A 25,804-nucleotide genomic window follows, 5' to 3' on the forward strand; every position below is an offset into this window, starting at 1 on the left:
ACAATTTATGAACAGAAATGCCCTTTTATGAATATTTCTTTGTATAGAAAGTCTATGAATTTAAAAACAAAAAAATCCAAAGCGCCTGCAATAGCACTTTGGATTTTTATGGATAAATTATTTCAACTTAGAAAAAGCAATTTCTGCTGCTTTTATTGTGTGGTCAATATCTTCCTCGCTTAAAGCAGTTGATAGGAACAAACCTTCAAACTGAGATGGCGGCAGGAATACACCTTGCTCGAGCATTTCATTATAAAATGCAGCAAAGTAATCTAGATTGGAAGTTTTCGCACTTTCATAATCAACTACCTCTTCGTTTGTGAAGAAGAAGCCAATCATAGAACCGGCACGATTAACTGTAAATGGAATCTCGTATTTTTCAGCCGCAGCCTTTAGGCCTGCTTCAAGCTTATCTGCTTTAAGAATGAAATCTTTATAGCTTTCAGGCGTCAATTGGGACAATGTCTCGTAGCCTGCTGTCATTGCCAGCGGATTACCTGATAATGTACCTGCTTGATAAATCGGTCCGCTTGGAGCAACTTGATTCATGATTTCTGCTTTTCCGCCGTACGCGCCAACTGGGAGTCCTCCGCCAATAACCTTGCCAAGGCAAGTAAGATCAGGCGTAATACCGAAATAGCCTTGGGCACAGCCATAGTCTACACGGAAGCCTGTCATAACCTCATCAAAAATCAGCAATGCGCCGTATTGTTCTGTTATTTCACGCAGCCCTTGCAGGAAGCCATCCTTAGGAGGCACTACGCCCATATTACCAGCTACTGGCTCTACGATGATGCCGGCGATGTCATCTCCAAAGGTTTCGAAGGCATACTTAATGCTTTCTAGGTCATTGTAGGCTACTGTAATAGTGTTTGCTGCAACTCCTTCTGGAACGCCTGGGCTGTCTGGCAAGCCTAGTGTTGCAACTCCTGAACCTGCTTTAATTAAAAGAGAGTCGCCATGGCCGTGGTAGCAGCCCTCAAACTTGATGATTTTATTTCGGCCAGTATAGCCTCTAGCCAGCCTGATTGCACTCATTGTCGCCTCAGTTCCTGAGGATACCATGCGGATGATTTCAATGCTTGGCACTCTTTCCTTAACTAGCTTAGCAAGCTCAGTCTCGATTAAAGTTGGTGCTCCAAAGCTTGTCCCCTGCTCTGCAACTTTTTTTATTCCTTCGACTACCTGATCATTGGCATGCCCTAAGATAAGGGGACCCCATGACAGAACATAGTCAATGTATTCATTGCCATCAATATCGTAAATTTTTGAGCCTTTTCCTGAGTTCATAAACACAGGATTCCGCTTCACAGATTTAAAGGCACGAACAGGGCTGTTTACCCCGCCTGGCATTAATTCGACTGCTTCTTTGTATGCTTTCTCTGACTTTTCATATGAACGCATGCTATCCCTCTTTTCTTATTGTTCTTTCAACCAGCGAGCAACATCTTTCGCAAAATAAGTCATAATTAAATCTGCACCTGCACGCTTCATGCTTACCATCATTTCCATCACGATTCTTTCTTCATCTATCCAGCCATTTTGTGCTGCAGCTTTAACCATGCTGTATTCTCCACTTACATTATAAATCACGATTGGCATTTTCAACGTGTTTTTCATATCACGGACAATATCCAAATATGGCATACCAGGCTTAACAATCATGAAATCCGCGCCTTCTTCCACATCTGATTCAGCTTCTCTCAAAGCTTCCATACGGTTAGCAGGATCCATTTGATATGCTTTTCGGTCACCAAATTGCGGAGTGCTGTCAGCTGCTTCTCTGAATGGTCCGTAGAATGCAGATGAATATTTCACTCCGTATGACATGATTGGTGTATCTAAATAACCTGCTTCATCAAGACCTTTGCGAATCGCAGCGACAAAGCCGTCCATCATATTGGAAGGAGCGATAATGTCTGCACCTGCTTCAGCCTGGCTTACAGCTGTTTTCACAAGCAACTCTAATGATTCATCATTCAAGACACGGCCGCTCTCGACAATGCCGCAATGTCCATGACTTGTATATTCACAAAGACAAGTATCCGCGATGATAACAATCTCCGGATAGTTACTCTTAATAAACCGAATTCCTTCTTGCACGATACCGTGATCATGAAATGCCTGTGTTCCGCATTCATCCTTTTCTAACGGTATTCCAAACAAAAGCACTGATTTAATGCCAAGGCTTTGCACCTCGTCCATTTCCTCTTTCAAGCGGTCAATCGACAGGTTATAGATACCTGGCATTGATGAGATTTCCCGCTTAATGTTTTCACCCTCAGCAATGAAAATTGGATAAATCAAATCATCTACATGAACATGCGTTTCCCTTACTAAGGCTCTCATACTTGCAGATTGACGAAGTCTGCGGTGACGTTTAAATTGTAATGACATGTTTGTTCTCCCCTATTCTGTTAAATATTGAACTAATTGCTCCAGCATGCTGTCTACTGTAAAATTGTCGGGAAAAATGTGAACATTTATTCCATTATCAGCTAGTTTTTTCTTTGTTATCGGACCTATGCATCCGATGATGCAGTCCTTTATATAATCGTAAAGGTTGTATGTATGGACTACATCCATAAAATATTCCACTGTGGATGAACTTGTAAACAAAAGAACATCCAAACTTCTCTTCTTTAAAGCCTCTACTAATAGAGTCTCGCTCTCCTTTGGAAAGTAAGTTTCATAAATGATTGCTTCCTCTGCCGCAATCCCTGCCGCACAGAGGCTTTTGTAAAGAACGTTTCTTGCTAAGCTGCCCTTTATAATAAGAACCTGTTCATTTTTTGCTACTTCCTTTGCGAATTCCTGAGCAAATGTTTCAGCAACAAACGAGGACGGAATAAAAGCAGCCTTATGGCCATATTTGGCTAATGTTTCGGCTGTTTTATCCCCAATTACCGCAATCTTATATAAAGAGTCTTTAAGCTCCATTGTTGAAAAAAAAGCGTTCACTCCATTGCTGCTTGTAAATACTAGCCAATCATAAACGCCTTCTTTAAGCTTTGCTTGCATATTACTAGCTAATGGGAGGCTGCGAAAGGCAAGTAACGGTATCTCGACAGGCGCGCCTCCCAATTGCTTAATTGTTGCAGAAAGTTCAGTAGCTTGTTTTTTCGCGCGGGGAACCAGAATGCTTTTGCCGTGCAGCGGCTTAAGCATCAATAATATTCTCTTCTTTCAGACGATCAATTAATTTCTTTGCTCCGCGCTCTGTAAGAATTTCTGCAGCCTGTTCACCGAGTTCTACAGGGTTTGTACCTGTCAGTACCTCTTTAAAGACCGTTTTGCCATCTGGAGAGGTAACAAGGGCTGTCAATGTCAGCTCCTCGTTATTAACCATTGTGGCAAATCCGGCAATCGGAACTTGGCAGCCGCCATCCATTTTGTTTAAGAAGGCTCTTTCAGCATAAACTGTTTTCGTCGTTTCCTCAGATGATAGCTTGCTTAATAATTCGAGCACTTCCTTATCATCTTCTCTGCATTCAATAGATAATGCACCTTGACCTACTGCCGGCAAGCAGGTTTCTGGATCAAGAAACTCTGTAACAACATCGCTTGTCCAGCCCATTCTCGCTAACCCTGCAGCTGCAAGAATAATTGCATCATATTCCTCTGTTTCCAGCTTCTTTAATCTTGTATCAATATTTCCACGAATCCATTTGATTTCCAAATCCGGTCTTACAGCTAACAGCTGGGCACCGCGTCTTAAGCTGCTTGTCCCAATAATAGCGCCTTCCTTCAAGTCCTTTAATGGAATATGGCCTTTTGAGATAAGCGCGTCGCGATGGTCCTCTCTTTCTGGAATACAGCCGATTGTAAGTCCCGGCGGCAGTACTGCAGGCATATCTTTCATGCTGTGCACTGCGATGTCAATTTCCTTATCAAGCATCGCTTGCTCAATTTCTTTGACAAACAGTCCTTTTCCGCCAACCTTTGATAACGTAACATCAAGGACGACATCACCTTTTGTAACCATTTCCTTAATTTCAAATTCATATGACGGATCTAATCTTTTCAGTTGATTAATAACCCATTTCGTTTGTGTTATCGCTAATTTGCTTCGTCTTGAACCGACAATAATTTTTCGCATAAGTATGCCTCCAGCTTCAACTTTTAGCCGCTTTTCGTCGGCTTATGTAGCTTTATCACTTATAGTGAAACGTTGAAAAATTCCCTATTAAAAAGAAGTTAATCAACAATACTAAAAAACATGCAATATTAAAGAAAGCAATTCCTTTTCCTACTAGTTTGTGCGTTACCCTTATATATAAACAGCATCCGTAAATAAATAGGACTAAAAAGGAACCAAGAATTTTCGGATCATACCAGATAAACCCTGGCGCTTGAACACTTGCCCATTGAATTCCCAGTATCAAGGAAATCAGCAATGTAGGCACACTGAACACATTAAACAAATAGGAGAGGTTTTCTAACCTCGATAAGTCGGGAATGCGCCGCAGCCTTTTTCCCCATGCTTTCTTTTTTAAAAGATTATATTGAACACAATACAGTAAAGAAAAAATAAAAGATAATGAAAAGCCCCCGTACGCAAGCAACGCTGCTGTAATATGAATAAAAAGCAGCTCTGAAACAACTTGCTTGGCCATTTCTGTTCCCTCGCTCATCGGCGCAAACGTATGGATGGCCATAATAATAAACCCAAGTACATTTGTAAAAAAGACAATAAAGTCTATTTTCAGCAGCTTGTTAATTAAAAGCGAAAAGGAAACTAAGACCCATGTGTAGAAATACAGTCCTTCCATAATAGTCAGCACCGGAAACCGTTTTGTCTGCATCATGTAAATAAACAGAAACGAAGTCTGCAGGAGCCAAACAACGGAAAGTAACCAGAAAGCTGCTCTATTGGCTTTCTGGTTATTATGCATAAAATCAAAAAAGTATAAGAGCACAGATATTGCATAAAGAATAATCGTTAATTCATGAAGTCTTGTCAAATAAGCATCTGTCATATATGTGTTTCCCCTTTAACAATTAAGGCCTTGTGTAAAGATTGCTTCCATATACTATAATGCCAAAACTCTTATAAACAATCTAGCTTTCAGGTTGATTTTTTAACCTTGAAAGTTTGGCTGTAAAGAAGAAACTGTTTTCTTGTCTTCCTTCACAACTGTTGCTTGAGAATGGACATCCTGCTCTAAATTAAAAATTTTAACGAACAGCTCCATCGCCTTTTCCCGATCATCGGAAGAGGCAAGTTCTTTCGCATGAAGGATTGGATCCTTCAGCATTTGATTAATGATGCTTTTCGTATGTTTATTTAAGACTTTCTTATCACGGTCACTTAAATGAGGCAGTTTTCTTTCAATGCTCTTCATCGTTTCTCCCTGGATTGCCAAAGCTTTATCGCGAAGGGCAGAAATCACTGGAACGATTCCTAATAAATGAAGCCATTCATTAAACTCTACGATTTCTGTTTCAATCATAAGCATGATTTTTGCTGCTTCTTTTTGACGTTCTTGAAGGTTTGCTTCCACAATCCCTTCCAAGTCATCTATATCATATAAAAACACACTATCCAACTCTGCTAGTGCAGGGTCTAAATCACGAGGAACAGCAATATCAACCATAAATAACGGTTTACCTTTGCGAATCTTTTCCACTGTATTCATCATACTTTTCGTAATGACAAACGAGCTTGCACCAGTAGAGCTGATAAGAATGTCAGCATCAATCAATGCACATTGAAGCTCACTCAATGACTTCGCCTGACCTTCAAACCGGTCTGCAAGGCTTTGTGCCTTTTCAAAAGTGCGGTTAATGACCGTCACGTTTTTAGCTCCATTGCTGTACAGGTTCTGAATTGCCAGCTCGCCCATCTTCCCCGCACCTAATATGAGTACATTTTTGTTCTCTAAAGTTCCGAAAATCTTTTTCGCCAATTCTACAGCCGCATAGCTGACAGAAACTGCATTAGCACCGATATCTGTTTCTGTATGAGCCTTTTTCGCAAGCGTAATAGCCTGCTTGAACAACTGGTTAAAGACTGTGCCAGAAGACTGAATAGATTGGGCTTCTAGAAAACTTGCACGCACTTGCCCAAGAATTTGAGTTTCCCCTACCACCATAGAATTTAATCCGCACGCAACTTGAAAAAGATGGTTCATAGCTCCATCCTGTTCGTATACAAATATATATGGACTGAATTCTGACTGGTCAATCTCAAACCATTCAGACAAAAATTCTTTTATATAATAACGACCAGTATGCAATTGGTCGACAACAGCATAAATTTCTGTACGATTGCAAGTAGAAATGATGATATTCTCTAATATGCTTTTTTTCTTTTGCAACTGACTCATTGCTTCCCCTATTTTCGAAGAGTCAAATGTTAACCGTTCTCTAATTTCTACTGGGGCCGTTTTATAATTTAGTCCAACCACAACTATATGCATAAGTAAATGACACCCCCAAAGGATTTCAACCAAAAATCGATTCTTTATTTATAATAATTCTAAACATGTACTTATTATAACAAAAAAACACTAATTATGGGCAAGAAATATGCTTTTAATTGTGAACAAATTGTGAATTGATATGTTAACATATAGTATTATTGGCAAAGTCAGTTTTATACTATGTGTATTTACTAGTAATAGTGTATGCCAAAATCATCTATTAAAACAGCTTTTTTTGTTTTTTGCTGTTCAAAAAACAGCCTATCTAATACTATCTACTCAATGTACAGTAACAAAGATATCGGTTGTATTCAAGCTTGTATTACTGGAAACGGAGGAAATATGAAATCTTATAAATTATTTACTGGTGTTGTGCTAGTTGGATTCGGATTATACTTTTTACTAAATGAAATAAATATGTCTCCATTCCCTGACTTTTATTCTTGGCCTACATTGCTAATCATCGTTGGCCTTGCCTTTTTATGTCAAGGCTTTATAGGCAAGGATCATGGCTCTATCTTGCCTGGGGTGATTTTAACAGGGTTTGGCCTTCACTTTCACCTTGTTAATAAACTGGCGATTTGGCCGGATGATACGGGAACATTTTTATTGATTATCGCGTTAGGGTTTATTCTCTTCAATCAAAGAGCAGGTTCGGGCCTGGTAAATGGTGTGCTGTTTCTACTGTTGGCAGGCTTGCTGCTTTTTTACGAAGAAATAGTGGCTTCCATTACGTTCATCCATATCGGTGAAAGTACACTGAAATTCTTTACACCGCTTTTATTCCTGCTTATTGGCGGATATTTTCTGCTTTCGAAACGGAAATAAAGCAAAACAGATAGCTAAAGCTATCTGTTTTTTTATACTTCAATAATGATCGGCAGGATCATCGGTTTTCTTTTCGTTTGATGGAAGATATACTGGCCTGCAGCTTTGCGCACTTCCTGCTTAATGGCACCCCATTGATTTTTACCTCTTGCGTCAATGCTCATGACTGCTTCTTTAATAAGGCGGTTTACCTCCCGAAGGAGATCTTCGGCATCTCGTACGTATACAAAGCCTCTTGAAATAGTATCTGGCTCTGCAATCAGCTTTTTCTCATGCTTGCTCATTGTCAGCACGATTACAAGCATTCCATCCTCAGCAAGCTGCTTGCGGTCCCGAAGTACTACCTCGCCGACATCCCCTACACCAACACCATCAACATAGGTGTTGCCAGCATGGACATTTCTTGTAAATCTTGCTTTTTTATCTTGAATGTCGACAACGTCACCATTGCCGATAATAAAAGTGTTGCCCTCCTCTACACCGACTGATTCAGCAAGGCTACGGTGCTGGTTAAGCATTCTGTATTCACCGTGTATTGGGATGAAATAGTGCGGCCTCATCAATGTCAGCATAAGCTTTAAATCTTCTTGGTACCCATGTCCCGAAACATGCATGCCAGACATGCTGCCAGAACCGTAAATTACATTTGCTCCGATTGCAAAGAAGTTGTCCACAATTCGCGAAACATATCTTTCATTTCCTGGAATTGGACCGGCAGCAAAAATAACGGTATCACCGCGAAGCACTTCAACTCCCCGAAAATTTCCAGTCGATAATCTGGCAAGTGCAGCTAATGGTTCTCCCTGACTGCCTGTACAAAGTATCGCGACCTTTTCTGGAGGGAATAGTTCAATCTGGTCCTGGTCGATTAACAGACCTTCTGGAACTTGTAAGTAGCCACGAGTCATCGCAACCTCCACGACATTAAGCATGCTTCTGCCAAGAAGAGCAAGCTTGCGATTTGTATCGATTGCTGCATCCACAACTTGCTGTACCCTGTTAATATTGGAAGCAAATGTTGACAAAATCACTTTTCTTTCTGCTTTTCGGAAGGCTTCAAGAATATGGCTGCCTACTAAATGCTCAGATGGTGACAAACCTGGCCTTTCAGCGTTTGTGCTTTCAGATATAAGCAGCAAGACTCCCTCTGAACCTATTTGAGCCATTTTATGTATATCTGAATACTCCTTGTTTGCAGGTGTCAAATCAAACTTAAAGTCTCCTGTGTGCACAATATTACCTTGCGGAGTGCGGAATACGATACCGACACAGTCAGGAATACTATGGTTTACCTTGAAAAACTCTGCTTTAATATCAGCAAATGTTAATTGTGTGCTGTTATTTATCTCAATCAATTCTGTATCTGCTGCTAAACCGTGTTCCTTCAGTTTCAGTTCAATTAGTCCAAGCGTAAATTTTGTGCCATATACAGGGACATTTAATTGTTTCAGAAAATATGGAATGCCGCCAATATGATCCTCATGTCCATGTGTGACAATAAGTGCCTTCACTTTCTCCTTATTTTCTACTAAATAACTGATATCAGGGATTATTAAATCGATTCCAAGCAGACTTTCATCAGGAAATTTGTTTCCGCAGTCAATTGCTAAGATTGTGTCCCCATATTCCAGCACGTACATGTTTTTTCCAATTTCATTTAAACCGCCTAAAGCAAATATGGATATTGGTTTCTCACTTGTCACAAGTTACTCCTCCTACTAAGCCATGATTTGCTAATAGCTTTTCCTGTTTCCGCCCTTTTTATTATCCTTCTGGTGATTTTCCCTTAAATAAAAAAGCCAAATCGTTGTCCGATTTGGCTTTTTTGCATTTTAGTTTTTGGAAAGGTACTGCAGCAATGACCAGACTTTATCTTTCCCTTCTCCTGTTTCACTTGAGAAGAGGATAAGATGATCGTCTTTGCTAAGATCTAAAGTTTCCCGTGTGACTTTTAAATGCTTTTGCCATTGGGATTTAGAAATTTTGTCTGCTTTTGTTGCAATGATTACTGCCGGTATACCATAATGTTTGAGAAACTCATACATCGTGACATCATCTGCAGTTGGGGCATGTCTAATGTCTGTAATCAAGACAACTGCTTTAAGCTGCTCTCTTGTCGTAAAATATGTTTCGAGCATCTTGCCCCATGCTTCCCGCTCCTTCTTGGATACTTTTGCGTATCCGTAGCCAGGAACGTCTACAAAGTGAAGCATTTCGTTAATTAAGTAAAAATTTAATGTCTGCGTTTTCCCTGGCTTGGAGGAAATACGAGCAAGCGCCTTTCTGCCAAGCATTTTATTAATAAAGGAAGACTTTCCTACATTTGATCTGCCAGCTAACGCGAATTCAGGTAAATCTGTTTCCGGGTATTGATGTGGCTTTACTGCACTAATTACTATTTCTGCACTATTTACTTTCAAGAATTTACACTTCCGTTCAGAGCATGTTTTAACACTTCGTCCACATGAGAAACAAGAATAAAATTCAGTTCCTCTCGGACACTTTCTGGTATATCATCTAAGTCTTTCTCATTATCCTTCGGAGCAATGATGGTCGTCAAGCCTGCACGATGGGCGCTGAGTGACTTTTCCTTCAAACCGCCAATTGGCAGAACTCTGCCGCGCAACGTTACTTCCCCTGTCATGCCTACTTCTCTTTTAATCGGTCTACCAGACAGTGCGGAAACAAGAGCTGTCACCATCGTAATACCTGCGGACGGTCCATCTTTTGGCACCGCTCCTTCTGGGACGTGGATATGAATGTCATACTTCTCATGGAATTTCGAGTCAATGCCCAGCTCTTCCGCTTTAGAGCGAATATAGCTGAATGCTGCCTGTGCTGATTCCTTCATAACATCACCCAGTTTCCCTGTAAGGACAAGCTTACCTTTACCAGGAGCTAATGATACTTCTATTTGCAGCGTATCTCCGCCGACTGTCGTGTATGCAAGTCCTGTCGCAACACCAACTTGATCCTCAAGTTCTGCCTGACCATATCTAAAGATAGGCTTACCTAGAAATTCTACCACATTTTTGCTTGTTAAAATTACTTTTTTCTTTTCTTCTGATACAATCATTCTCGCTGTTTTGCGGCAAATCGTCGCGATTTGACGCTCCAAGCTTCTTACGCCTGCTTCTCGGGTATAATGGCGGACAATATTTTGAATGGCATCTTCCCTGATTTGCAGCTGTCCTTTTGTAAGCCCATGGTCTTTAATCTGTTTAAGCAGCAAATGATCTTTGGCAATATGGATTTTTTCCAGCTCTGTGTATCCGGAAATATTTATTATTTCCATACGGTCACGAAGCGGTCCTGGGATAGTTGCCAAATTATTAGCTGTTGCAATGAACATTACATTGGAAAGATCATAAGTTTCTTCAATATAATGATCGCTGAAGTTATGGTTTTGTTCTGGGTCTAGCACTTCCAGCATCGCAGAAGAAGGGTCTCCTCTAAAGTCGTTCGACATTTTATCGATTTCATCCAATAGGAATACTGGATTAATGGTTCCTGCCTTTTTCATCCCTTGAATGATGCGGCCAGGCATCGCCCCGACATATGTCCTTCTATGACCTCTAATCTCAGACTCGTCTCTGACTCCTCCGAGGGAGATGCGTACAAAGTTTCGGTTAAGAGATTTAGCAATGGAGCGTGCTAAGCTCGTTTTTCCGACTCCCGGAGGTCCTGCCAAGCAAAGGATTGGTCCTTTAAGGGAATTGGTTAAGCTTTGAACGGCCAAATATTCCAAAACCCGTTCCTTCACCTTTTCAAGACCGTAGTGATCTTGATCAAGGATTTTTTCAGCTTTTATTATATTTAAATCATCTTCTGTCGCATTGCTCCACGGTAATGCTAAGAGCCAGTCAATATAATTTCGGATAACAGAGCTTTCTGCTGATGTAGACGGAATCTTTTCATAACGGTCTAATTCTTTCAGCGCTGCAGCCTTAACATGCTCAGGCATTCCGGCCTGCTCTATCTTTTCGCTTAGCGTACTGACTTCTCCGCTTTTTCCATCTTTATCGCCAAGCTCTTTTTGGATCGCTTTCATTTGCTCACGCAAATAGTATTCCTTTTGCGTTCTTTCCATGGATTTCTTCACACGCTGTCCTATTTTCTTTTCTAAGTTAAGGACTTCTTTTTCATTATGAATGATATCAATCACATGATTCATGCGCTCTTTATTATCTAATGTTTCCAGAATCTGCTGTTTTTCCTTCAATTTAATCGGCAAGTGGGAGGCGATAATATCAGCCATTCTTCCCGGTTCCTCCATGTCAGAAACAGTTGCATACGTTTCACTGGAAATCTTTTTGGAGATTTTTATGTATTGCTCAAAGTACTGAAGCATTGTCCGCATTAATGCCTCGTCCTCTACATCCTTAGAAGTGTTCTCTTCCATCACTTTAAGAGATGCGGCATAATAGCCGTCCTCTTCCGACAACTCCACTAATTCAGCACGCTTCAGACCTTCCACTAAGACACGAATTGTACCGTTAGGAAGCTTCAGCATTTGCTTGACCTTAGTCAGTGTTCCAACCTTGTATAAATCCTCCTCAGCAGGATCATCAATATCAATATCCTTTTGCATTGTTAGAAAAATCAGGTGGTCTTCCACCATTGCTTTTTCAAGTGCCTGCACCGACTTTTCTCTACCAACATCCAAGTGTAATACCATTGTTGGATAAACAAGTAATCCTCGAAGCGGCAGGAGGGGTACTAATGTATTCTTTTTTTCCTCCATGACGTTGCACCTCCAGCATCGCATTTCATACTTTGTACAATTCTATCCTATTTAGGAAAAAGTGTCTATTAACTAGGGTTATTATAGGAAAAAAGGAAATAGAACTCACTTGCCCTCATTATTTTTACTTAAGAATTGTAAGCATGCTTGCCGATGTTCTTGTATTCGTATTGAAATATTGCATGATTGTATAAGTTGTAAGTTACCACTCTTACTTATGTCATAATGTTATTATTTTAACAAATGGGCTGTATTATGTCTCTTTTCTGTAAAAGAATTAGCAAACCTTCTGTCGCTTACATTATAAAGCATCTTTGCCTGCTGTTAAATTAATTGGCATTTACTCATATAAAAAAGCTCTGCACTTTTATTTGTTAGAATCAACAATTTTTAGTGCAGGGCTATTTATCAGTTATACACTTTCCTTTTTAGATATATTAATCGAAGCAGGTATTGCTTCCTCGTTATCTGGAGCTTCTTTCAGCAAAGCAAGCTCCAGCACTTGATTAAACGATGCAACTGGGATAATCGTTATACCCGAAATCTCCTTGAGAACAGATTGCATATTCTCTTCAGGGATAATGACAGTGCTGACACCGGCTTTCTGTGCTGCTTTCACTTTTGCAAACACACCGCCGACAGGCTTCACATTTCCATGGATGCTTATTTCGCCCGTCATTGCTACCTTTCTGTCAATCGGTTGTTTATAGATGGCTGAATAAATGCCTGCAGCCATTGAAATCCCTGCCGATGGACCATCTATTGGGACACCACCTGGAAAGTTGACGTGGATGTCATATTGGTCTGCTGGAACACCCATTGACCTTAGTACGGTTATGACATTTTCAATCGATCCTTTAGCCATGCTTTTCCGTCTTATTGATTTGCCTTGGCCGCCAATGCTTTCTTCTTCTACAATTCCCGTAATATTGATAGAGCCTTTATCCTTTTCTGCAGGTATAGCAGTCACTTCTATTTCAAGGAGTGCCCCCATATTTGGACCATGTACTGCCAGGCCGTTGACTATACCGACGTGGGATACATCGTTTATCTTACGCTCCATTCTTGGAGAAAGCTGGCTTGAATGGATAACCCATTCTAATTCATCGTCTTTAATGTATGTACGATCACCGCTTATCGCAAGGCCTGCTGATATTTGAATAATATTGACTGCTTCGCGCCCATTGCGTGCATATTCAGCCAATGTTTCTAAGCTTTTCTCGCTAATATCCAATCGCACTTTATCAGCGGCTTTTTTGCCGATTTTTACGACCTCGTCTGCTGTTAATTCACGGAAAAATACTTCCATACATCTCGAACGAATAGCAGGAGGAATTTCATTCGGTGTTCTAGTTGTCGCTCCAATCAGTCTAAAGTCTGCTGGAAGACCATTTTGGAAAATATCATGTATATGTGTTGGGATTTGGGTGTTTTCTTCATTGTAATACGCACTTTCAAGAAACACCTTTCTATCCTCCAGGACTTTGAGGAGCTTGTTCATTTGCGTTGGATGAAGTTCACCTATCTCATCAATAAATAGTACTCCTCCATGGGCATTCGTTACTGCACCTTGCTTAGGTTGAGGAATCCCAGCTTGTCCCATCGCTCCAGCCCCTTGGTATATTGGGTCATGAACTGATCCAATCAGCGGATCGGCAATACCTCTTTCATCAAATCTGGCAGTAGTTGCATCGAGCTCTACAAAAACAGAACTCTTTTTAAAAGGAGATTTTGAATTTCTTTTCGATTCTTCGAGCACAAGCCTCGCTGCAGCTGTCTTCCCGACTCCAGGCGGTCCATATATGATGACATGCTGCGGATTAGGACCACAAAGAGCAGCCTTCAATGCCTTGATGCCATCCTCTTGACCAACAATGTCTTCAAAGCTTGTCGGTCTAACCTTTTCCGATAACGGAGCTGTCAATGAGATAGAACGCATTTTTCTCAGTTGATCCATTTCCTTTTTTGATTCCCGATCAATTGATACTTTTTGTGTTCTTTGACTTTTTAAAAGGTTCCAAAAATACAGACCGATTATGATGCCAAAGAATAGTTGTACAAATAAAGCAATCTCTGTCCAACTCATATTATTACCTCCTGAATTATATCTTGCTGATAGGAAGTAGTATCTCCTTCCCAGAGTTGGAATAAACAAATTTTAATGGAAAAAATCACAGAATTGGTTAGATTATCTTAAAAGAATCAAATAAAGGGCTGGCATCCACGGAGGATTCCAGCCCTTAAGTTACAGCTAACTGTTGTTATGCAGATGTTTTCGTTTCTTTATCAACAACTGTTCCGTCTTCTAATACAAGTTTCGGAGCAGCGTTATCCGCGACTGTTTCTCTTGTGATAATGCATTTGACGATATCTTCACGTGAAGGAAGGTCAAACATCACATCAAGCATAATGCCTTCAATGATGGAACGAAGTCCGCGGGCACCTGTTTTTCTTTCAATTGCTTTTTTCGCAATTTCCCTTAGGGCATCCTCTTCGAAGTCCAATTCAACATTATCTAGTTCAAGCATCTTTTTGTACTGTTTCACTAAAGCGTTTTTCGGCTTTGTCAGTATTTCTACAAGCGCCTCTTCATCAAGCTGTCCTAAGCTTGAGATAACAGGAAGACGCCCGATGAATTCCGGAATAAGACCAAAACGAAGCAAGTCTTCTGGAAGTACTTTTGAAAGCAAGTCTTTGTCTTCCACTTCTTCCACTTTCGTTTCTCCGCCAAACCCAATTACCTTTTGACCAAGACGTCTTTTAATGATAGGCTCGATGCCATCAAATGCACCGCCGCAGATGAAAAGGATGTTTGTTGTATCAATTTGGATAAACTCCTGATGCGGATGTTTTCTCCCACCTTGAGGCGGAACACTTGCAACAGTTCCTTCAAGGATTTTCAACAATGCCTGCTGCACACCTTCACCAGAAACATCTCTTGTAATAGACGGGTTTTCTGATTTGCGGGCCACTTTATCAATCTCATCAATATAGATGATTCCTTTTTCTGCTTTTTCCACATCATAATCAGCAGACTGGATTAGCTTTAAAAGAATGTTCTCGACATCTTCCCCAACATAACCAGCTTCTGTTAATGATGTTGCGTCAGCAATTGCGAATGGAACATTCAGAATTCTTGCCAGTGTTTGTGCCAAAAGCGTTTTACCGCTTCCTGTCGGCCCGATCATAGCAATATTACTCTTAGACAGTTCAACATCATCAATTTTGCTGTTGGAATTGATACGTTTATAGTGGTTATATACGGCTACAGATAAGGATTTCTTTGCTTGCTCCTGTCCAATAACATACTCATCAAGTATATCGCGGATTTCTGCAGGCTTCGGAACATCCTTGAACTCCACTTCTTCTTCTGTTCCAAGCTCCTCTTCCACTATCTCTGTACATAATTCAATACATTCATCACATATGTACACACCTGGTCCTGCAACAAGCTTGCGGACTTGGTCCTGTGTCTTTCCACAGAAGGAGCATTTTAATTGACCTTTTTCATCATTAAATTTAAACATGTGTTCACCCCTTAAAACTCTTATATATATGTTTTACCGCACGGATTATAAAGTTAATCATCTATTTATCTTTTTTACAACAGTTATGTATTGCATTGTACCACATTAGCGATTGTACAGGAAATGATACAGCTTGGATAAATCTATCCATGTAATCCATTGCGGTAAAACGTATGTACTTCTTTTAAGCATAACCAGAATTGCCTGCTTTAAGTCTGGAAATATGCCACTCTTTTTATATGTATAAATTCCTGTACAAGAAAAGTGAGGGAATTAAAGTCTTGTGACTTTATTATATGTTGGTTATTACTAATATAAAACTAAGGCACGATACTTCGCGCCTTAGTTATTTTTATCTACTTCTATTATGCAACAGTTTTGCTGTTTTCTACAAGGAAATCGATTGCTTTTCTGATTTTTAGATCCATTTGCAGATTCTCAACGCCGCCTAGTGCTTGTTTAATAGCATCTGTGCTCATGTTGTACATTTCTGCCATTTTATCTAGTTCAGCTGTAACTTCTTCTTCAGAAACGGAAATGTTTTCTGCATTTACGATAGCTTCTAGAGTCAAGTTAACGCGAACACGTTGTCCTGCATCTTCTTTCATTTGTTCTTTAAGTGCAGCTTCGTCTTGACCTGAGAATTGGAAGTAAAGGTCAAGGTTCATTCCTTGCATTTGCAAGCGTTGTTCGAATTCGTTCATCATGCGGTCGATTTCTGTATCAACCATTGCAGATGGGATATCGATTGTAGCATTTGCAGCAGCTTTTTCCACTACAGTGTCACGAACTGCATGTTCAGCTTGATGCTTTCTGTCAGCTTCAAGGCGAGTTTTGATTTTTTCTTTAAGCTCTGCTAATGTTTCTGCTTCAGCATCTACATCTTTAGCGAACTCATCATCTAATTCTGGAAGCTCTTTTCCTTTAATTTCATGAAGAGTTACTTTGAAAGTAGCAGGTTTTCCAGCTAGCTCAGCAGCATGATACTCTTCTGGGAATGATACTTCTACTTCTTTCTTTTCTCCAGCTGCAAGACCAACTAATTGCTCTTCGAAGCCTGGGATGAATTGGCCTGAACCAAGTTCTAATGAGAAGTTTTCAGCAGTGCCGCCTTCGAAAGCAACTCCGTCTTGGAAACCTTCAAAATCGATAACAACTGTATCGCCTAATTCAGCTTTCCCATCTTCTTTAACAACTAATTCAGCTTGTTTTTCTTGCAATGCTTTGATTTCAGCATCTACATCTTCATCTGTAACATTCGTGTCAACAGCTTCTACTTCTAGGCCTTTGTAATCACCTAAAGTAACTTCTGGTTTAACAGTTACAGTTGCTTTGAAGATAAGTGTTTTTCCTTTTTCGATTTGCTCTACATCGATTTCTGGACGATCAACTGGCTCAATGCCTGTTTCATCGATTGCGTTAGCATAAGCTTCAGGCAATAGAATATCGATTGCATCTTGGTATAATGATTCAATACCGAAACGTTGTTCGAACATTCCACGAGGAATTTTCCCTTTACGGAATCCAGGAATATTAACTGTTTTTACTACTTTTTTGAATGCAAGATCTAAACCTTCGTTTAGCTTTTCAGCATCCAATTCAATTGTTAGAACACCACGGTTCCCTTCTAATGCTTCCCATTTTGCTGACATAACTATATTTCCCTCCAACAATCTATTCTACTTTTCAATACTTCTAACAGTTGTTTAGATAGTACTTTTATTTTAATAGAGAATTTTGATACGAACATCTCCGAATAACTCGGCAGATGTCAGCTCTATATAACTAAAAGCAGGTATCTACTAATGTTATACACGCTCGCATTTTAAGAATGCAACCATTACATTATATCATACGTTCATGTTGTTTCAACATCCAAGCTACATATTAGGATAAGAAATTTCCTCTAATCTATTAATTAGCGCTTTTGCATCTTCCACTTCATCAAAAGAAACATGATAAAGAGTAGGTAAATCCTCTCCCATTTCAGCACCCATTCCATAGTACTCTTGAACGATAGAATGGTAGGCAGCTGCCCATACAGCACTCGTTTTCCCTTCAAGTGTGAACGGAAAAAGCAGGAAGAAGTGACGTTCAAGCAATGCGTTAATATTCTCGAGCATTACTGGATTCTCATGCTCAAGTTGGTCTTTTAGAACACTCTTGATGTCAACAGCTTGCTTATGGAAACGGATATCGTCCAAACTTTCAGGGACAACAGTCATCTCTCTGCCCAATTTCCTTATACATATCGGTTTGTCATACTCCTGCTCTTTCAGGATATTTAAAAGCATAGACTGGAAAAATGGGTTCGCTTCAAGATTTTCCAAGTATTCATTTATTTCTTCTATGTATGGCCGTATATTTGCCTTCTCTAATTTGGCTGCAAGCAGCATCATCTCATTCTGATCATGAATGGCAGACAGTTCAAGCTTGTCTGTGCCTATGTCCTCAAATACATACTCCTCTTCAGCTGTGTCGCTTAATGCTGCCATCCTTCTGCTGAAATCGAGAAGTTTGGAGAAATGCTCCATTTTTCCGGCTGGGATATGTCCGTCCTCAAGCAGTATTTCAATAGTCGACACAATCTCATCATATTCATGGAGCTGAACAAGAATCATCATATATAGATCCAATACTTGCAGGTAATCGCCCTGCCCTTCCTCTAGCATGCTTTTCGCCATTAGTTTGGATTCCCGCAGCATGCCCAGCTCATAATAGCTTAAAACAAGCCCTGTTTTTATCTCACTGTTATCAGGATTGATTTCCATTGCCTTCTCTAAGAAGGAAACAGCCTCCTGGAAATCTCTGTCTTGAACAGCTTCCAAACCTTTTTCTAAATAACGTTGGTCCAAATCAGGGAAAAGGATGATATTGCCTTTTTTGGTCAAATCCCGTTTCTTCATGTCATAACACCCTAATTATTCTATTTTTTGCTAGTTTAGCATGGTTGCGGTTTTTATTGCAACATTGCCTAAAGATTCCAAAAAAGAAAAAGGAGCTTCCTGCGGTGTAAATACCTTGATTCTGCATGCAGCTCCATCTCTGCAATATCAAGCATCCACCGTTCGAAAACTCTTTTTCTGTTATTTCGCTAATTCAAATGTATTAATGTTGTTTTCATATGCTGTAATACTATCCTCATACTGCAAAGTAATTTGGATTTCATCCCAGCCATTAATCAGCATTTTCTTCCAGTATGGATGAATGGAAAATTTAGCGGTAAAGCCGCTCTCATCCTCTACCTGTTCTGCTTCTAAATTTATATGAAGGGTATATGGCTGATGCGCTGCCGCCTTTAACAAGTATTCTACTTCACCTGCTTCGAGCACTATAGGCAGCATGCCGTTCTTCAAGCAATTCTGATAAAAAATATCGGCAAATGACGGTGCAATTACAGCTTGGAAGCCGTAGTCATTCAACGCCCATGGAGCATGCTCCCTAGAAGATCCGCAGCCGAAGTTCTTGTTTGCAACCAAAATAGTCGCCCCTTGATTTTCAGGGAAATTCAACTCAAATTCAGGATTCGGTTCACCATTTTCCTTATAACGCCAGTCAAAGAAAGCAAAGCGTCCAAATCCAGTTTTTTCAATTCTTTTTAAGAATTGTTTAGGGATGATTTGATCTGTGTCCACATTTACACGATCCATCGCCACGGCCTTTCCGGCCAATTTCTTAAAACCGCCCATGGGACGTCCCTCCTTTTTCCTTATACAAGTTCTGCTACATTGCCTTTTCTTATATCGACAAAACGTCCATTCAACGCTGCTGCCGCTGCCATTGCCGGACTGACCAGATGTGTTCTTGCTCCTGCTCCTTGTCGTCCTTCAAAATTACGGTTAGAGGTAGATGCGCAATGCTCTCCACTTGGGACAACATCATTATTCATACTTAAGCACATACTGCAGCCTGCATCTCGCCATTCGAAGCCTGCTTCTGTAAAGATTTTATCCAGACCCTCTTCTTCTGCTTTCTTCTTTACTTGCTGTGAACCTGGTACGACTAATGCACGGACACCTGGATGCACCTTTTGACCGCTAATTACACTTGCTGCCTGACGTAGGTCTTCAATTCTAGAATTTGTGCAGGAACCGATGAAAACATGCTGGATTGCAATATCTTTAATGTTTTGTCCTTCTTTAAGTCCCATATAGTGAAGGGCACTCTTTAAAGCACGGCGGTCTGTTTCATCTGCAAAATCATTCTCTGTCGGGATTCTGTCATCAACTTTCGCTGTCATAGACGGGTTTGTTCCCCAGCTTACCATTGGTGCGATATCACTGCCGTCTATTTCAATGACATGATCATAAACAGCATCTTCATCTGACACAATTTCCTCCCACGCTTTTACTGCCTCTTCAAAGTTTTCAGGAGCATATTTTCTGCCTCGCAAATAGCTGAATGTTGTTTCGTCCGGACAAACCAACCCAGCTCTTGCTCCGCCTTCAATGGACATATTGCAAATAGTCATTCTTTCTTCCATGCTTAAATTTCTGATAACCTCACCAGTGTATTCAATAACATGACCTGTTCCAAAGTTCACTCCATGCTTGGAAAGAACATACAAAATGACATCCTTAGCGTTAACACCTTCAGCCAATTTACCGTTCACTTCTACTTTTAGAGTTTTCGGCTTTGTTTGCCATAAAGTTTGTGTCGCCAATACATGCTCTACCTCACTTGTGCCAATTCCGAATGCTAATGCACCGAATGCACCATGTGTTGATGTATGGCTGTCACCGCAAACAATCGTTTTTCCTGGCTGTGTAAGTCCTAACTCTGGACCAATGACATGGACAATACCTTGTTCGGGACTCTCCAAGTTTGCCAAGGGAACATTAAATTCAAGGCAGTTCTTTTCCAATGTTGTCATTTGATTCAATGCTACTTCATCATCCACTTTAAAGCGATTGATTGTTGGAACATTATGGTCCATTGTAGCAAAGGTGCGATCTGGTCTGCGGACTTTGCGGTTTTTCATCCTAAGCCCTGAAAATGCCTGTGGTGATGTCACTTCATGCACTAAATGAAGATCGATGTACAGCAGATCCGGTTTTCCCTCTTCCCGATGAACAATATGCTTTTCCCAGATTTTTTCAATAATGGACTTGCCCATTATGGTCCTCCCCTTTCTTTCGACTTTTTTCTTCTATATAATATTATCCTTTGTATCTCTCCAATTTTCTTACCATTCTCTCTATTTATCTTACTTCAACTGTTTGTAGGGTTTTAATAATTTCCACTTTTACTTGCTCCACCATTTGTGAAGTAGTAAGCAATGTAGTATCTGCAGATAGAATATCCTTCGTCCGGTAGCCTTGTGTCAGCACTTGGTCTACTGCATCTTCGATAGCCTGCGCTTCCTGCTCCATATGAAAAGACAGACGGAGCATCATTGCTGCAGACAAGATGGTTGCCAAGGGATTAGCAATATTCTGTCCAGCGATATCCGGAGCCGAACCGTGAATTGGTTCATAAAGGGATGGACCAGCTTGTGAAATACTCGCAGATGCAAGCATTCCCAATGATCCTGTCAACACACTTGCCTCATCACTTAATATATCTCCAAACATATTTTCCGTGACTACTACATCGAACTGTCTTGGATTGCTGATAAGCTGCATCGCTGCATTATCTACGAGCATATGCTCAAGCTTAATTTCAGGATATTTCGCTGCCATCTCATTCGCACACTCTCTCCAAAGTCTGCTTGACTCTAGCACGTTTGCCTTATCAACAGAGGTAACCTTTTTAGATCTAGTTTTCGCTATTTCAAATGCCTTTTCTAAAACGCGGTCGATTTCTTCTTTTGTATAAAGGAGTGTATCAACAGCTCCTGGTTCTCCGTTAATTGAGCTTCTTTCACTAGGAGTACCAAAATAAATACCGCCAGTCAGTTCTCTAACCATGATTAAGTCAACATTTTCAATGACATCCTGGCGCAGCGGAGAAGCAGCTGCTAAACTCTCAAAATATTTAGTTGGTCTTAAATTAGCAAAAAGGTTCAGCGCTTTCCTGATGCGAAGCAGACCTTGTTCTGGTCTTTGGGAAACAGGGAGATTATCCCACTTCGGACCACCAACTGCTCCAAGCATAATGGCATCACTAGATTTGCAGAGGGAAATCGTTGCGTCTGACAACGGAGTTCCTTCTTGTTCAAAGGCACAGCCGCCAATATTAGCATATTCATACTCAAATGAGTGACCAAATTTTTCTTCTATTAGTTGCAAGACGTCAATTGCACCTTGGATGATCTCTGGTCCGATACCATCTCCCGGCAATACGGCAATTTTCTTCTTCATTTATTGCGACCTCCTAGCCCATGGATGAACAGCCAGTGTTTGTTTTTTTGTAGAGAACGGTCCAGGGAATGAACCCTGCACCGTCTTTGTTTATGCTCAACTTAGAGCAAAACCAGTATAAATTTAGGTTTTACTTTTGGCCGCTGCCAACCACTTCTTTTTTACGTGAGCTTTTTACAAACGGCATCATTGAGCGAAGTTCTTTGCCGACTTTCTCAATCAAATGCTCGCTTTCTCTAGCATTAATTGCATTAAACTCCGGTCTGTTCGCTTGGTTTTCTAAGATCCAGCCTTTTGCAAACTTCCCTTCTTGGATGTCTGTCAATACAGCTTTCATTTCTTTCTTCACATCTTCTGTCACGATTCTTGGTCCTGTAACAAAATCGCCCCATTGTGCAGTATCTGAGATAGAGTATCTCATTCCAGCCATTCCATCTTCATACATCAAGTCAACAATCAATTTCAGCTCGTGTAAACACTCAAAGTATGCTAATTCAGGCTGGTAACCAGCTTCTACCAATGTTTCGAAACCAGCTTTTACTAGTGCAGTCAAACCACCGCATAATACTGCTTGCTCACCAAACAAATCTGTTTCTGTTTCTTCTTTAAATGTTGTTTCCAAAGCTCCAGCGCGCAATGATCCGATTGCTTTTGCGTAAGCTAATGCAAGCTCTCTAGCTTCACCAGTTACATCTTGGTAGATGGCAAATAATGCAGGTACTCCAGCTTCTTGTTCAAACGTTCTTCTTACTAAGTGACCTGGGCCTTTTGGCGCTACCAACAATACATCGCTGGAAGATGGCGGTACGATTTGGCTGAAATGAATATTGAAGCCGTGTGCAAACATCAATGCTTGATTTGTTAAGTTCGGTTTAATTTCTTCATTATAAACCTTTGTTTGCTGCTCATCTGGAAGCAAAATCATAACAACATCCGCTTTTGCAGTCGCTTCGCCTACTGAATATACATCAAAGCCGTCCTCTGCTGCTTTATCCCATGATTTTCCTTGTCGTAAACCGATGATAACATTTACTCCGCTGTCCTTCATATTTAAAGCATGTGCATGGCCTTGGGATCCATATCCAATTACAGCAACTGTTTTTCCTTCAAAATATCCTAAGCTTGCATCTCCGTTATAGTACATTTTCGCCATTTTAAATTTCTCCCTTATTAGTAGATTTGTTTTTATATAAATTTAATTAAACAATAGAGTAATGGTTTCTTTGACTAGTGTTTTTCTGAGACCCACGAGGGAATGCTGTTGTTCCTGTTCTGGCAATTTCTTTAATTCCATATGGTCTTATCAACTCAATGAATGCTTCAACCTTTGATGATTCGCCGGTTATCTGGATGACAAGGCTCTCTTTGCTCACATCAATTACAGATGCCCGGAAAGGTTCAATCAAGGAGTAAAGCTCATTTCGTGTTGAAGGCGTCGCAAGCACCTTAATTAGCGCAAGCTCCCTTTCAACGATAGCCTGGTCTGTAATATCAACGACCTTTAAAATATCGACTTGTTTGTTGAGCTGTTTCGTCACCTGTTCAATGACTCCTTCACTATCAACATGCACAACACATGTGATTCTTGAGACGCCTTCCTGCTCTGTATGACCCACAGAAATACTTTCAATATTATAGTTTCTCTTCGAAAATAGATTAGTAATCCGGTTTAAAACACCTGATTTATTCAGCACTGTTAAACTGATTATTCTTTTCATGGCTTCATCCCTACCATTTCGTGTAAACCTTTGCCTGGAGCAATCATTGGATAAACATTTTCATTTGGATCAATGCGGAAGTCTAAAACAACCGGCTCCCTGTCATGAAGCACTTCATCCAATATCTTGTCAGCATCCTCCACATTCGAAATTTGATACCCTTTAATTCCATATGCTTCAGCAAGCTTAACAAAGGATGGCTGAACTGATTCTTTACTGTGAGAGAATCGTGATTCATAAAAGAACTCCTGCCATTGTCTTACCATTCCTAATGCCTGATTATTGAAAATGATAATTTTGATTGGCAAATTCAACTCCCTAATAAGAGCCAATTCCTGACTGCACATTTGAAAACCGCCGTCACCGCTGATTGAAAGGACTGTTGCATCCTTATCGGCAATTTGCGCGCCGATACTTGACGGCAATCCGAAGCCCATTGTTCCTAGTCCGCCTGAAGTTACCCATTTGTTAGGGTCTTTAAAGCGGTAGTACTGAGCTGCCCACATTTGATGCTGGCCAACATCTGTTGTTACAATTGCCTCGCCGTTTGTTTTCTCATGAAGAAGTTCAAGCACCTGCTGTGGTTTCAACTTGTCGGAATTTTCGTAATAATAAGGATAGTCTTTTTTCCAATTTTCAATCTTTTCTAACCAGTCTTTATGCTCGGATTGCTTACCATTTTGGCTGATCAGCTCTGTTAAAGCCTCTTTTGCATCTGCAACAACAGGTATTTTTGTCGGGATGATTTTGCCAATTTCAGCTGGATCAATATCAATATGGGCCTTGATTGCATTTGGTGCAAAATGCTGCAAGTTACCCGTTAAACGGTCATCAAATCTCGCACCGACATTTATGAGCAAGTCACACTCATATAAAGCCATGTTTGCTGCATAACAGCCATGCATTCCACCCATTCCAACAAACAAGGAATTATCAGCAGGCAGCCCTCCTAAGCCAAGCAATGTGTGAACAACCGGTATTTGCTGCTGCTCAGCATAGCTTTTTAGCTCTTCTGACGCCTTAGAAAAGATAACACCTGCGCCAGCTAGGATAACTGGTTTTTTTGCTGAACTGACAGCCTCAGTCAGCTTTCGGATTTGCAGATAATTCGGCTTTGTTGTAGGCTGATAACCCGGCAAGTCCACTTCCTGCTCCCTCGGTTCCTCGGCCACAGTTGCAGCAATGTCTTTCGGCACATCGATAAGCACTGGACCTGGTCTTCCGCTTGTTGCGATATAAAAAGCTTCCTTTACAATTTTCGGAATGTCTTCCAAGTTTCTGATTTGGCAATTATATTTTGTAATCGGTGTTGTTATCCCAAGAATATCTGCTTCTTGGAAAGCATCTGTCCCGATTACTCCTGTAGCTACCTGTCCTGTAAAAACAACGAGTGGCAACGAATCCATCATTGCATCAGCAAGGCCTGTTACTATATTTGTAGCACCAGGTCCTGATGTAGCAATCACAACACCTGGTTTTCCAGAGATACGTGCATAGCCTTCGGCTGCGTGTATTCCGCCTTGTTCATGTCTAGGAAGAACATGAAATATTTTCGAGTCATATATTTTGTCATAAATAGGAAGTACTGCTCCTCCTGGATAGCCAAAAATACATTCCACATTTTCTTTTTCCAAAGCTTGCAGCAAAAGATCTGCCCCAGTTAATGGCTTCGTTTTAGCCTTCGTCTCTTCAAAGGCGGTTTTCTGTATCATCAATATAACCTCCTTATTAAAGTGGTTCCTTTTCTCCAATGATCAAACAGCGCGATTACGATGTTACAACAGCTAAAATAGACCTATATCATAAAAAAAGCCTTCACACCCCCAATGTATACTTTATAAGTAGACAAAGGGGTGAAAAGGCCATTTCAGCTTTCCACGGTACCACCCTCATTCATACATGAAACACATGTATGCACTCAATGAACAGTTCGTTCGTTTTTGGTAACGAGTGGCGTGTCACTCGGTCAGCTCTACTTCACTTTGTGTTTCAAGCTAACACTCAGAGGTGAGTTCATTTCTAATCGGCTTCACCGGTTCTCAGCAACCACCGGCTCTCTGTGGAATCCCAAAATTAGAAACTACTTATCCTCATCATCGTATTTTTCATTATCTTTTATTTAGGCTATTAGGATTTTTCTTAAACAGCATTTCAAATGGTTTCAACAAAGTTCAAAGCTGTATTTATCAGCTCCGTTTTGCTTTTGTTGAGGTTATCTTACGCCGATTTGAAACAAGAGTCAACACCCTTTTTAAGAATT

20 protein-coding genes and 1 other annotated feature are annotated in these 25,804 nt (G+C 40.5%); of the genes, 1 reads left to right on the forward strand and 19 read right to left on the reverse strand.

Translation table 11 applies throughout. The annotated features are described in order from the left end of the window. Positions 1-117: 117 nt before the first annotated feature. The 6 genes from hemL to hemA all read right to left on the reverse strand — a co-directional run bounded on the left by hemL (position 118) and on the right by hemA (position 6,422). The gene (gene hemL, locus MKX82_RS14485; RefSeq protein WP_341078011.1) at positions 118-1,404 is read right to left on the reverse strand and encodes a glutamate-1-semialdehyde 2,1-aminomutase; all 1,287 of its coding nucleotides are present in this window, start codon (positions 1,402-1,404) and stop codon (positions 118-120) included. A gap of 15 nt (positions 1,405-1,419) precedes the next feature. After that, positions 1,420-2,397: a porphobilinogen synthase gene (gene hemB, locus MKX82_RS14490; protein WP_233318341.1), complete on the reverse strand. Its 978-nt coding sequence runs from the start codon at positions 2,395-2,397 to the stop codon at positions 1,420-1,422. 12 nt (positions 2,398-2,409) lie between these two features. Next, positions 2,410-3,168 (reverse strand): uroporphyrinogen-III synthase, encoded by a 759-nt coding sequence (locus tag MKX82_RS14495; protein ID WP_251645023.1) that lies wholly within the window; start codon positions 3,166-3,168, stop codon positions 2,410-2,412. Continuing rightward, a complete protein-coding gene (gene hemC / locus MKX82_RS14500; protein WP_233318339.1) occupies positions 3,161-4,099 on the reverse strand; it encodes a hydroxymethylbilane synthase in 939 nt (312 codons plus the stop codon). Before hemC ends, MKX82_RS14495 begins: the two co-directional genes overlap by 8 nt. 55 nt (positions 4,100-4,154) lie before the next feature. Further along, positions 4,155-4,979, reverse strand: a complete 825-nt coding sequence (locus MKX82_RS14505; RefSeq protein WP_233318338.1) for a cytochrome C assembly family protein — start codon at positions 4,977-4,979, stop codon at positions 4,155-4,157. A 102-nt stretch (positions 4,980-5,081) separates the two neighbouring features. Further along, complete coding sequence (gene hemA / locus MKX82_RS14510) at positions 5,082-6,422, reverse strand: glutamyl-tRNA reductase (RefSeq protein ID WP_233318336.1); 1,341 nt, start codon at positions 6,420-6,422, stop codon at positions 5,082-5,084. A 285-nt stretch (positions 6,423-6,707) separates the two neighbouring features. Here hemA and MKX82_RS14515 point away from each other — a divergent pair, with 285 nt between their 5' ends. Then, on the forward strand, positions 6,708-7,253 hold the full coding sequence (locus tag MKX82_RS14515) for a LiaI-LiaF-like domain-containing protein (protein WP_445738832.1): 546 nt from the start codon (positions 6,708-6,710) through the stop codon (positions 7,251-7,253). 32 nt (positions 7,254-7,285) lie between these two features. Here the strand turns inward: MKX82_RS14515 and MKX82_RS14520 are convergent, their stop codons facing one another. The 13 genes from MKX82_RS14520 to ilvB form a co-directional block, all read right to left on the reverse strand. Further along, a complete protein-coding gene (locus MKX82_RS14520; RefSeq protein WP_445738846.1) occupies positions 7,286-8,893 on the reverse strand; it encodes a ribonuclease J in 1,608 nt (535 codons plus the stop codon). 192 nt (positions 8,894-9,085) lie between these two features. Continuing rightward, on the reverse strand, positions 9,086-9,673 hold the full coding sequence (gene yihA / locus MKX82_RS14525) for a ribosome biogenesis GTP-binding protein YihA/YsxC (RefSeq protein ID WP_233318331.1): 588 nt from the start codon (positions 9,671-9,673) through the stop codon (positions 9,086-9,088). Beyond that, positions 9,670-11,997, reverse strand: coding sequence for an endopeptidase La (gene lon, locus MKX82_RS14530; protein WP_233318329.1), 2,328 nt, complete (start codon positions 11,995-11,997; stop codon positions 9,670-9,672). Before lon ends, yihA begins: the two co-directional genes overlap by 4 nt. 412 nt (positions 11,998-12,409) lie before the next feature. After that, complete coding sequence (lonB, locus tag MKX82_RS14535) at positions 12,410-14,083, reverse strand: ATP-dependent protease LonB (RefSeq protein WP_233318327.1); 1,674 nt, start codon at positions 14,081-14,083, stop codon at positions 12,410-12,412. 175 nt (positions 14,084-14,258) lie between these two features. Then, entirely contained in the window at positions 14,259-15,524 is a 1,266-nt protein-coding gene (gene clpX, locus MKX82_RS14540; protein WP_341078020.1) for an ATP-dependent protease ATP-binding subunit ClpX, read from the reverse strand. A 365-nt stretch (positions 15,525-15,889) separates the two neighbouring features. Then, positions 15,890-17,176 (reverse strand): trigger factor, encoded by a 1,287-nt coding sequence (gene tig / locus MKX82_RS14545; RefSeq protein WP_233318323.1) that lies wholly within the window; start codon positions 17,174-17,176, stop codon positions 15,890-15,892. A gap of 228 nt (positions 17,177-17,404) precedes the next feature. Further along, positions 17,405-18,430 carry a tetratricopeptide repeat protein gene (locus tag MKX82_RS14550; protein WP_251644876.1) on the reverse strand — a complete coding sequence of 342 codons (1,026 nt, stop codon included), beginning with the start codon at positions 18,428-18,430 and terminating at the stop codon, positions 17,405-17,407. Between the two features lie 180 nt (positions 18,431-18,610). Beyond that, on the reverse strand, positions 18,611-19,213 hold the full coding sequence (gene leuD, locus MKX82_RS14555) for a 3-isopropylmalate dehydratase small subunit (RefSeq protein ID WP_233318319.1): 603 nt from the start codon (positions 19,211-19,213) through the stop codon (positions 18,611-18,613). A gap of 20 nt (positions 19,214-19,233) precedes the next feature. Beyond that, on the reverse strand, positions 19,234-20,640 hold the full coding sequence (leuC, locus tag MKX82_RS14560) for a 3-isopropylmalate dehydratase large subunit (protein WP_233318317.1): 1,407 nt from the start codon (positions 20,638-20,640) through the stop codon (positions 19,234-19,236). An 85-nt stretch (positions 20,641-20,725) separates the two neighbouring features. Continuing rightward, positions 20,726-21,826 carry a 3-isopropylmalate dehydrogenase gene (gene leuB / locus MKX82_RS14565; RefSeq protein ID WP_341078022.1) on the reverse strand — a complete coding sequence of 367 codons (1,101 nt, stop codon included), beginning with the start codon at positions 21,824-21,826 and terminating at the stop codon, positions 20,726-20,728. A gap of 130 nt (positions 21,827-21,956) precedes the next feature. Further along, the gene (ilvC, locus tag MKX82_RS14570) at positions 21,957-22,979 is read right to left on the reverse strand and encodes a ketol-acid reductoisomerase (protein WP_233318313.1); all 1,023 of its coding nucleotides are present in this window, start codon (positions 22,977-22,979) and stop codon (positions 21,957-21,959) included. 46 nt (positions 22,980-23,025) lie between these two features. Continuing rightward, positions 23,026-23,544, reverse strand: coding sequence for an acetolactate synthase small subunit (ilvN, locus tag MKX82_RS14575; RefSeq protein ID WP_233318311.1), 519 nt, complete (start codon positions 23,542-23,544; stop codon positions 23,026-23,028). Continuing rightward, the gene (gene ilvB / locus MKX82_RS14580) at positions 23,541-25,256 is read right to left on the reverse strand and encodes an acetolactate synthase large subunit (RefSeq protein ID WP_233318302.1); all 1,716 of its coding nucleotides are present in this window, start codon (positions 25,254-25,256) and stop codon (positions 23,541-23,543) included. Before ilvB ends, ilvN begins: the two co-directional genes overlap by 4 nt. Before the next feature lie 134 nt (positions 25,257-25,390). After that, positions 25,391-25,650 (reverse strand) — a binding site (T-box leader). Positions 25,651-25,804: the final 154 nt, after the last annotated feature.

The sequence above is a fragment of the Niallia sp. FSL R7-0271 genome (assembly GCF_038005785.1).
Taxonomy (GTDB): domain Bacteria; phylum Bacillota; class Bacilli; order Bacillales; family Cytobacillaceae; genus Niallia.

Coding starts and splice junctions, on each gene's coding strand:
- tig (WP_233318323.1), bottom strand. CDS start 17,176: ATGTCAGCAAAATGGGAAGCATTAGAAGGGAACCGTGGTGTTCTAACA.
- lon (WP_233318329.1), bottom strand. CDS start 11,997: ATGGAGGAAAAAAAGAATACATTAGTACCCCTCCTGCCGCTTCGAGGA.
- leuB (WP_341078022.1), bottom strand. CDS start 21,826: ATGAAGAAGAAAATTGCCGTATTGCCGGGAGATGGTATCGGACCAGAG.
- ilvB (WP_233318302.1), bottom strand. CDS start 25,256: ATGATACAGAAAACCGCCTTTGAAGAGACGAAGGCTAAAACGAAGCCA.
- lonB (WP_233318327.1), bottom strand. CDS start 14,083: ATGAGTTGGACAGAGATTGCTTTATTTGTACAACTATTCTTTGGCATC.
- hemC (WP_233318339.1), bottom strand. CDS start 4,099: ATGCGAAAAATTATTGTCGGTTCAAGACGAAGCAAATTAGCGATAACA.
- ilvC (WP_233318313.1), bottom strand. CDS start 22,979: ATGGCGAAAATGTACTATAACGGAGATGCAAGCTTAGGATATTTTGAA.
- MKX82_RS14505 (WP_233318338.1), bottom strand. CDS start 4,979: ATGACAGATGCTTATTTGACAAGACTTCATGAATTAACGATTATTCTT.
- hemB (WP_233318341.1), bottom strand. CDS start 2,397: ATGTCATTACAATTTAAACGTCACCGCAGACTTCGTCAATCTGCAAGT.
- ilvN (WP_233318311.1), bottom strand. CDS start 23,544: ATGAAAAGAATAATCAGTTTAACAGTGCTGAATAAATCAGGTGTTTTA.
- hemL (WP_341078011.1), bottom strand. CDS start 1,404: ATGCGTTCATATGAAAAGTCAGAGAAAGCATACAAAGAAGCAGTCGAA.
- MKX82_RS14515 (WP_445738832.1), top strand. CDS start 6,708: ATGTACAGTAACAAAGATATCGGTTGTATTCAAGCTTGTATTACTGGA.
- MKX82_RS14495 (WP_251645023.1), bottom strand. CDS start 3,168: ATGCTTAAGCCGCTGCACGGCAAAAGCATTCTGGTTCCCCGCGCGAAA.
- MKX82_RS14550 (WP_251644876.1), bottom strand. CDS start 18,430: ATGAAGAAACGGGATTTGACCAAAAAAGGCAATATCATCCTTTTCCCT.
- leuD (WP_233318319.1), bottom strand. CDS start 19,213: ATGGGCGGTTTTAAGAAATTGGCCGGAAAGGCCGTGGCGATGGATCGT.
- leuC (WP_233318317.1), bottom strand. CDS start 20,640: ATGGGCAAGTCCATTATTGAAAAAATCTGGGAAAAGCATATTGTTCAT.
- hemA (WP_233318336.1), bottom strand. CDS start 6,422: ATGCATATAGTTGTGGTTGGACTAAATTATAAAACGGCCCCAGTAGAA.
- clpX (WP_341078020.1), bottom strand. CDS start 15,524: ATGTTTAAATTTAATGATGAAAAAGGTCAATTAAAATGCTCCTTCTGT.
- MKX82_RS14520 (WP_445738846.1), bottom strand. CDS start 8,893: ATGTACGTGCTGGAATATGGGGACACAATCTTAGCAATTGACTGCGGA.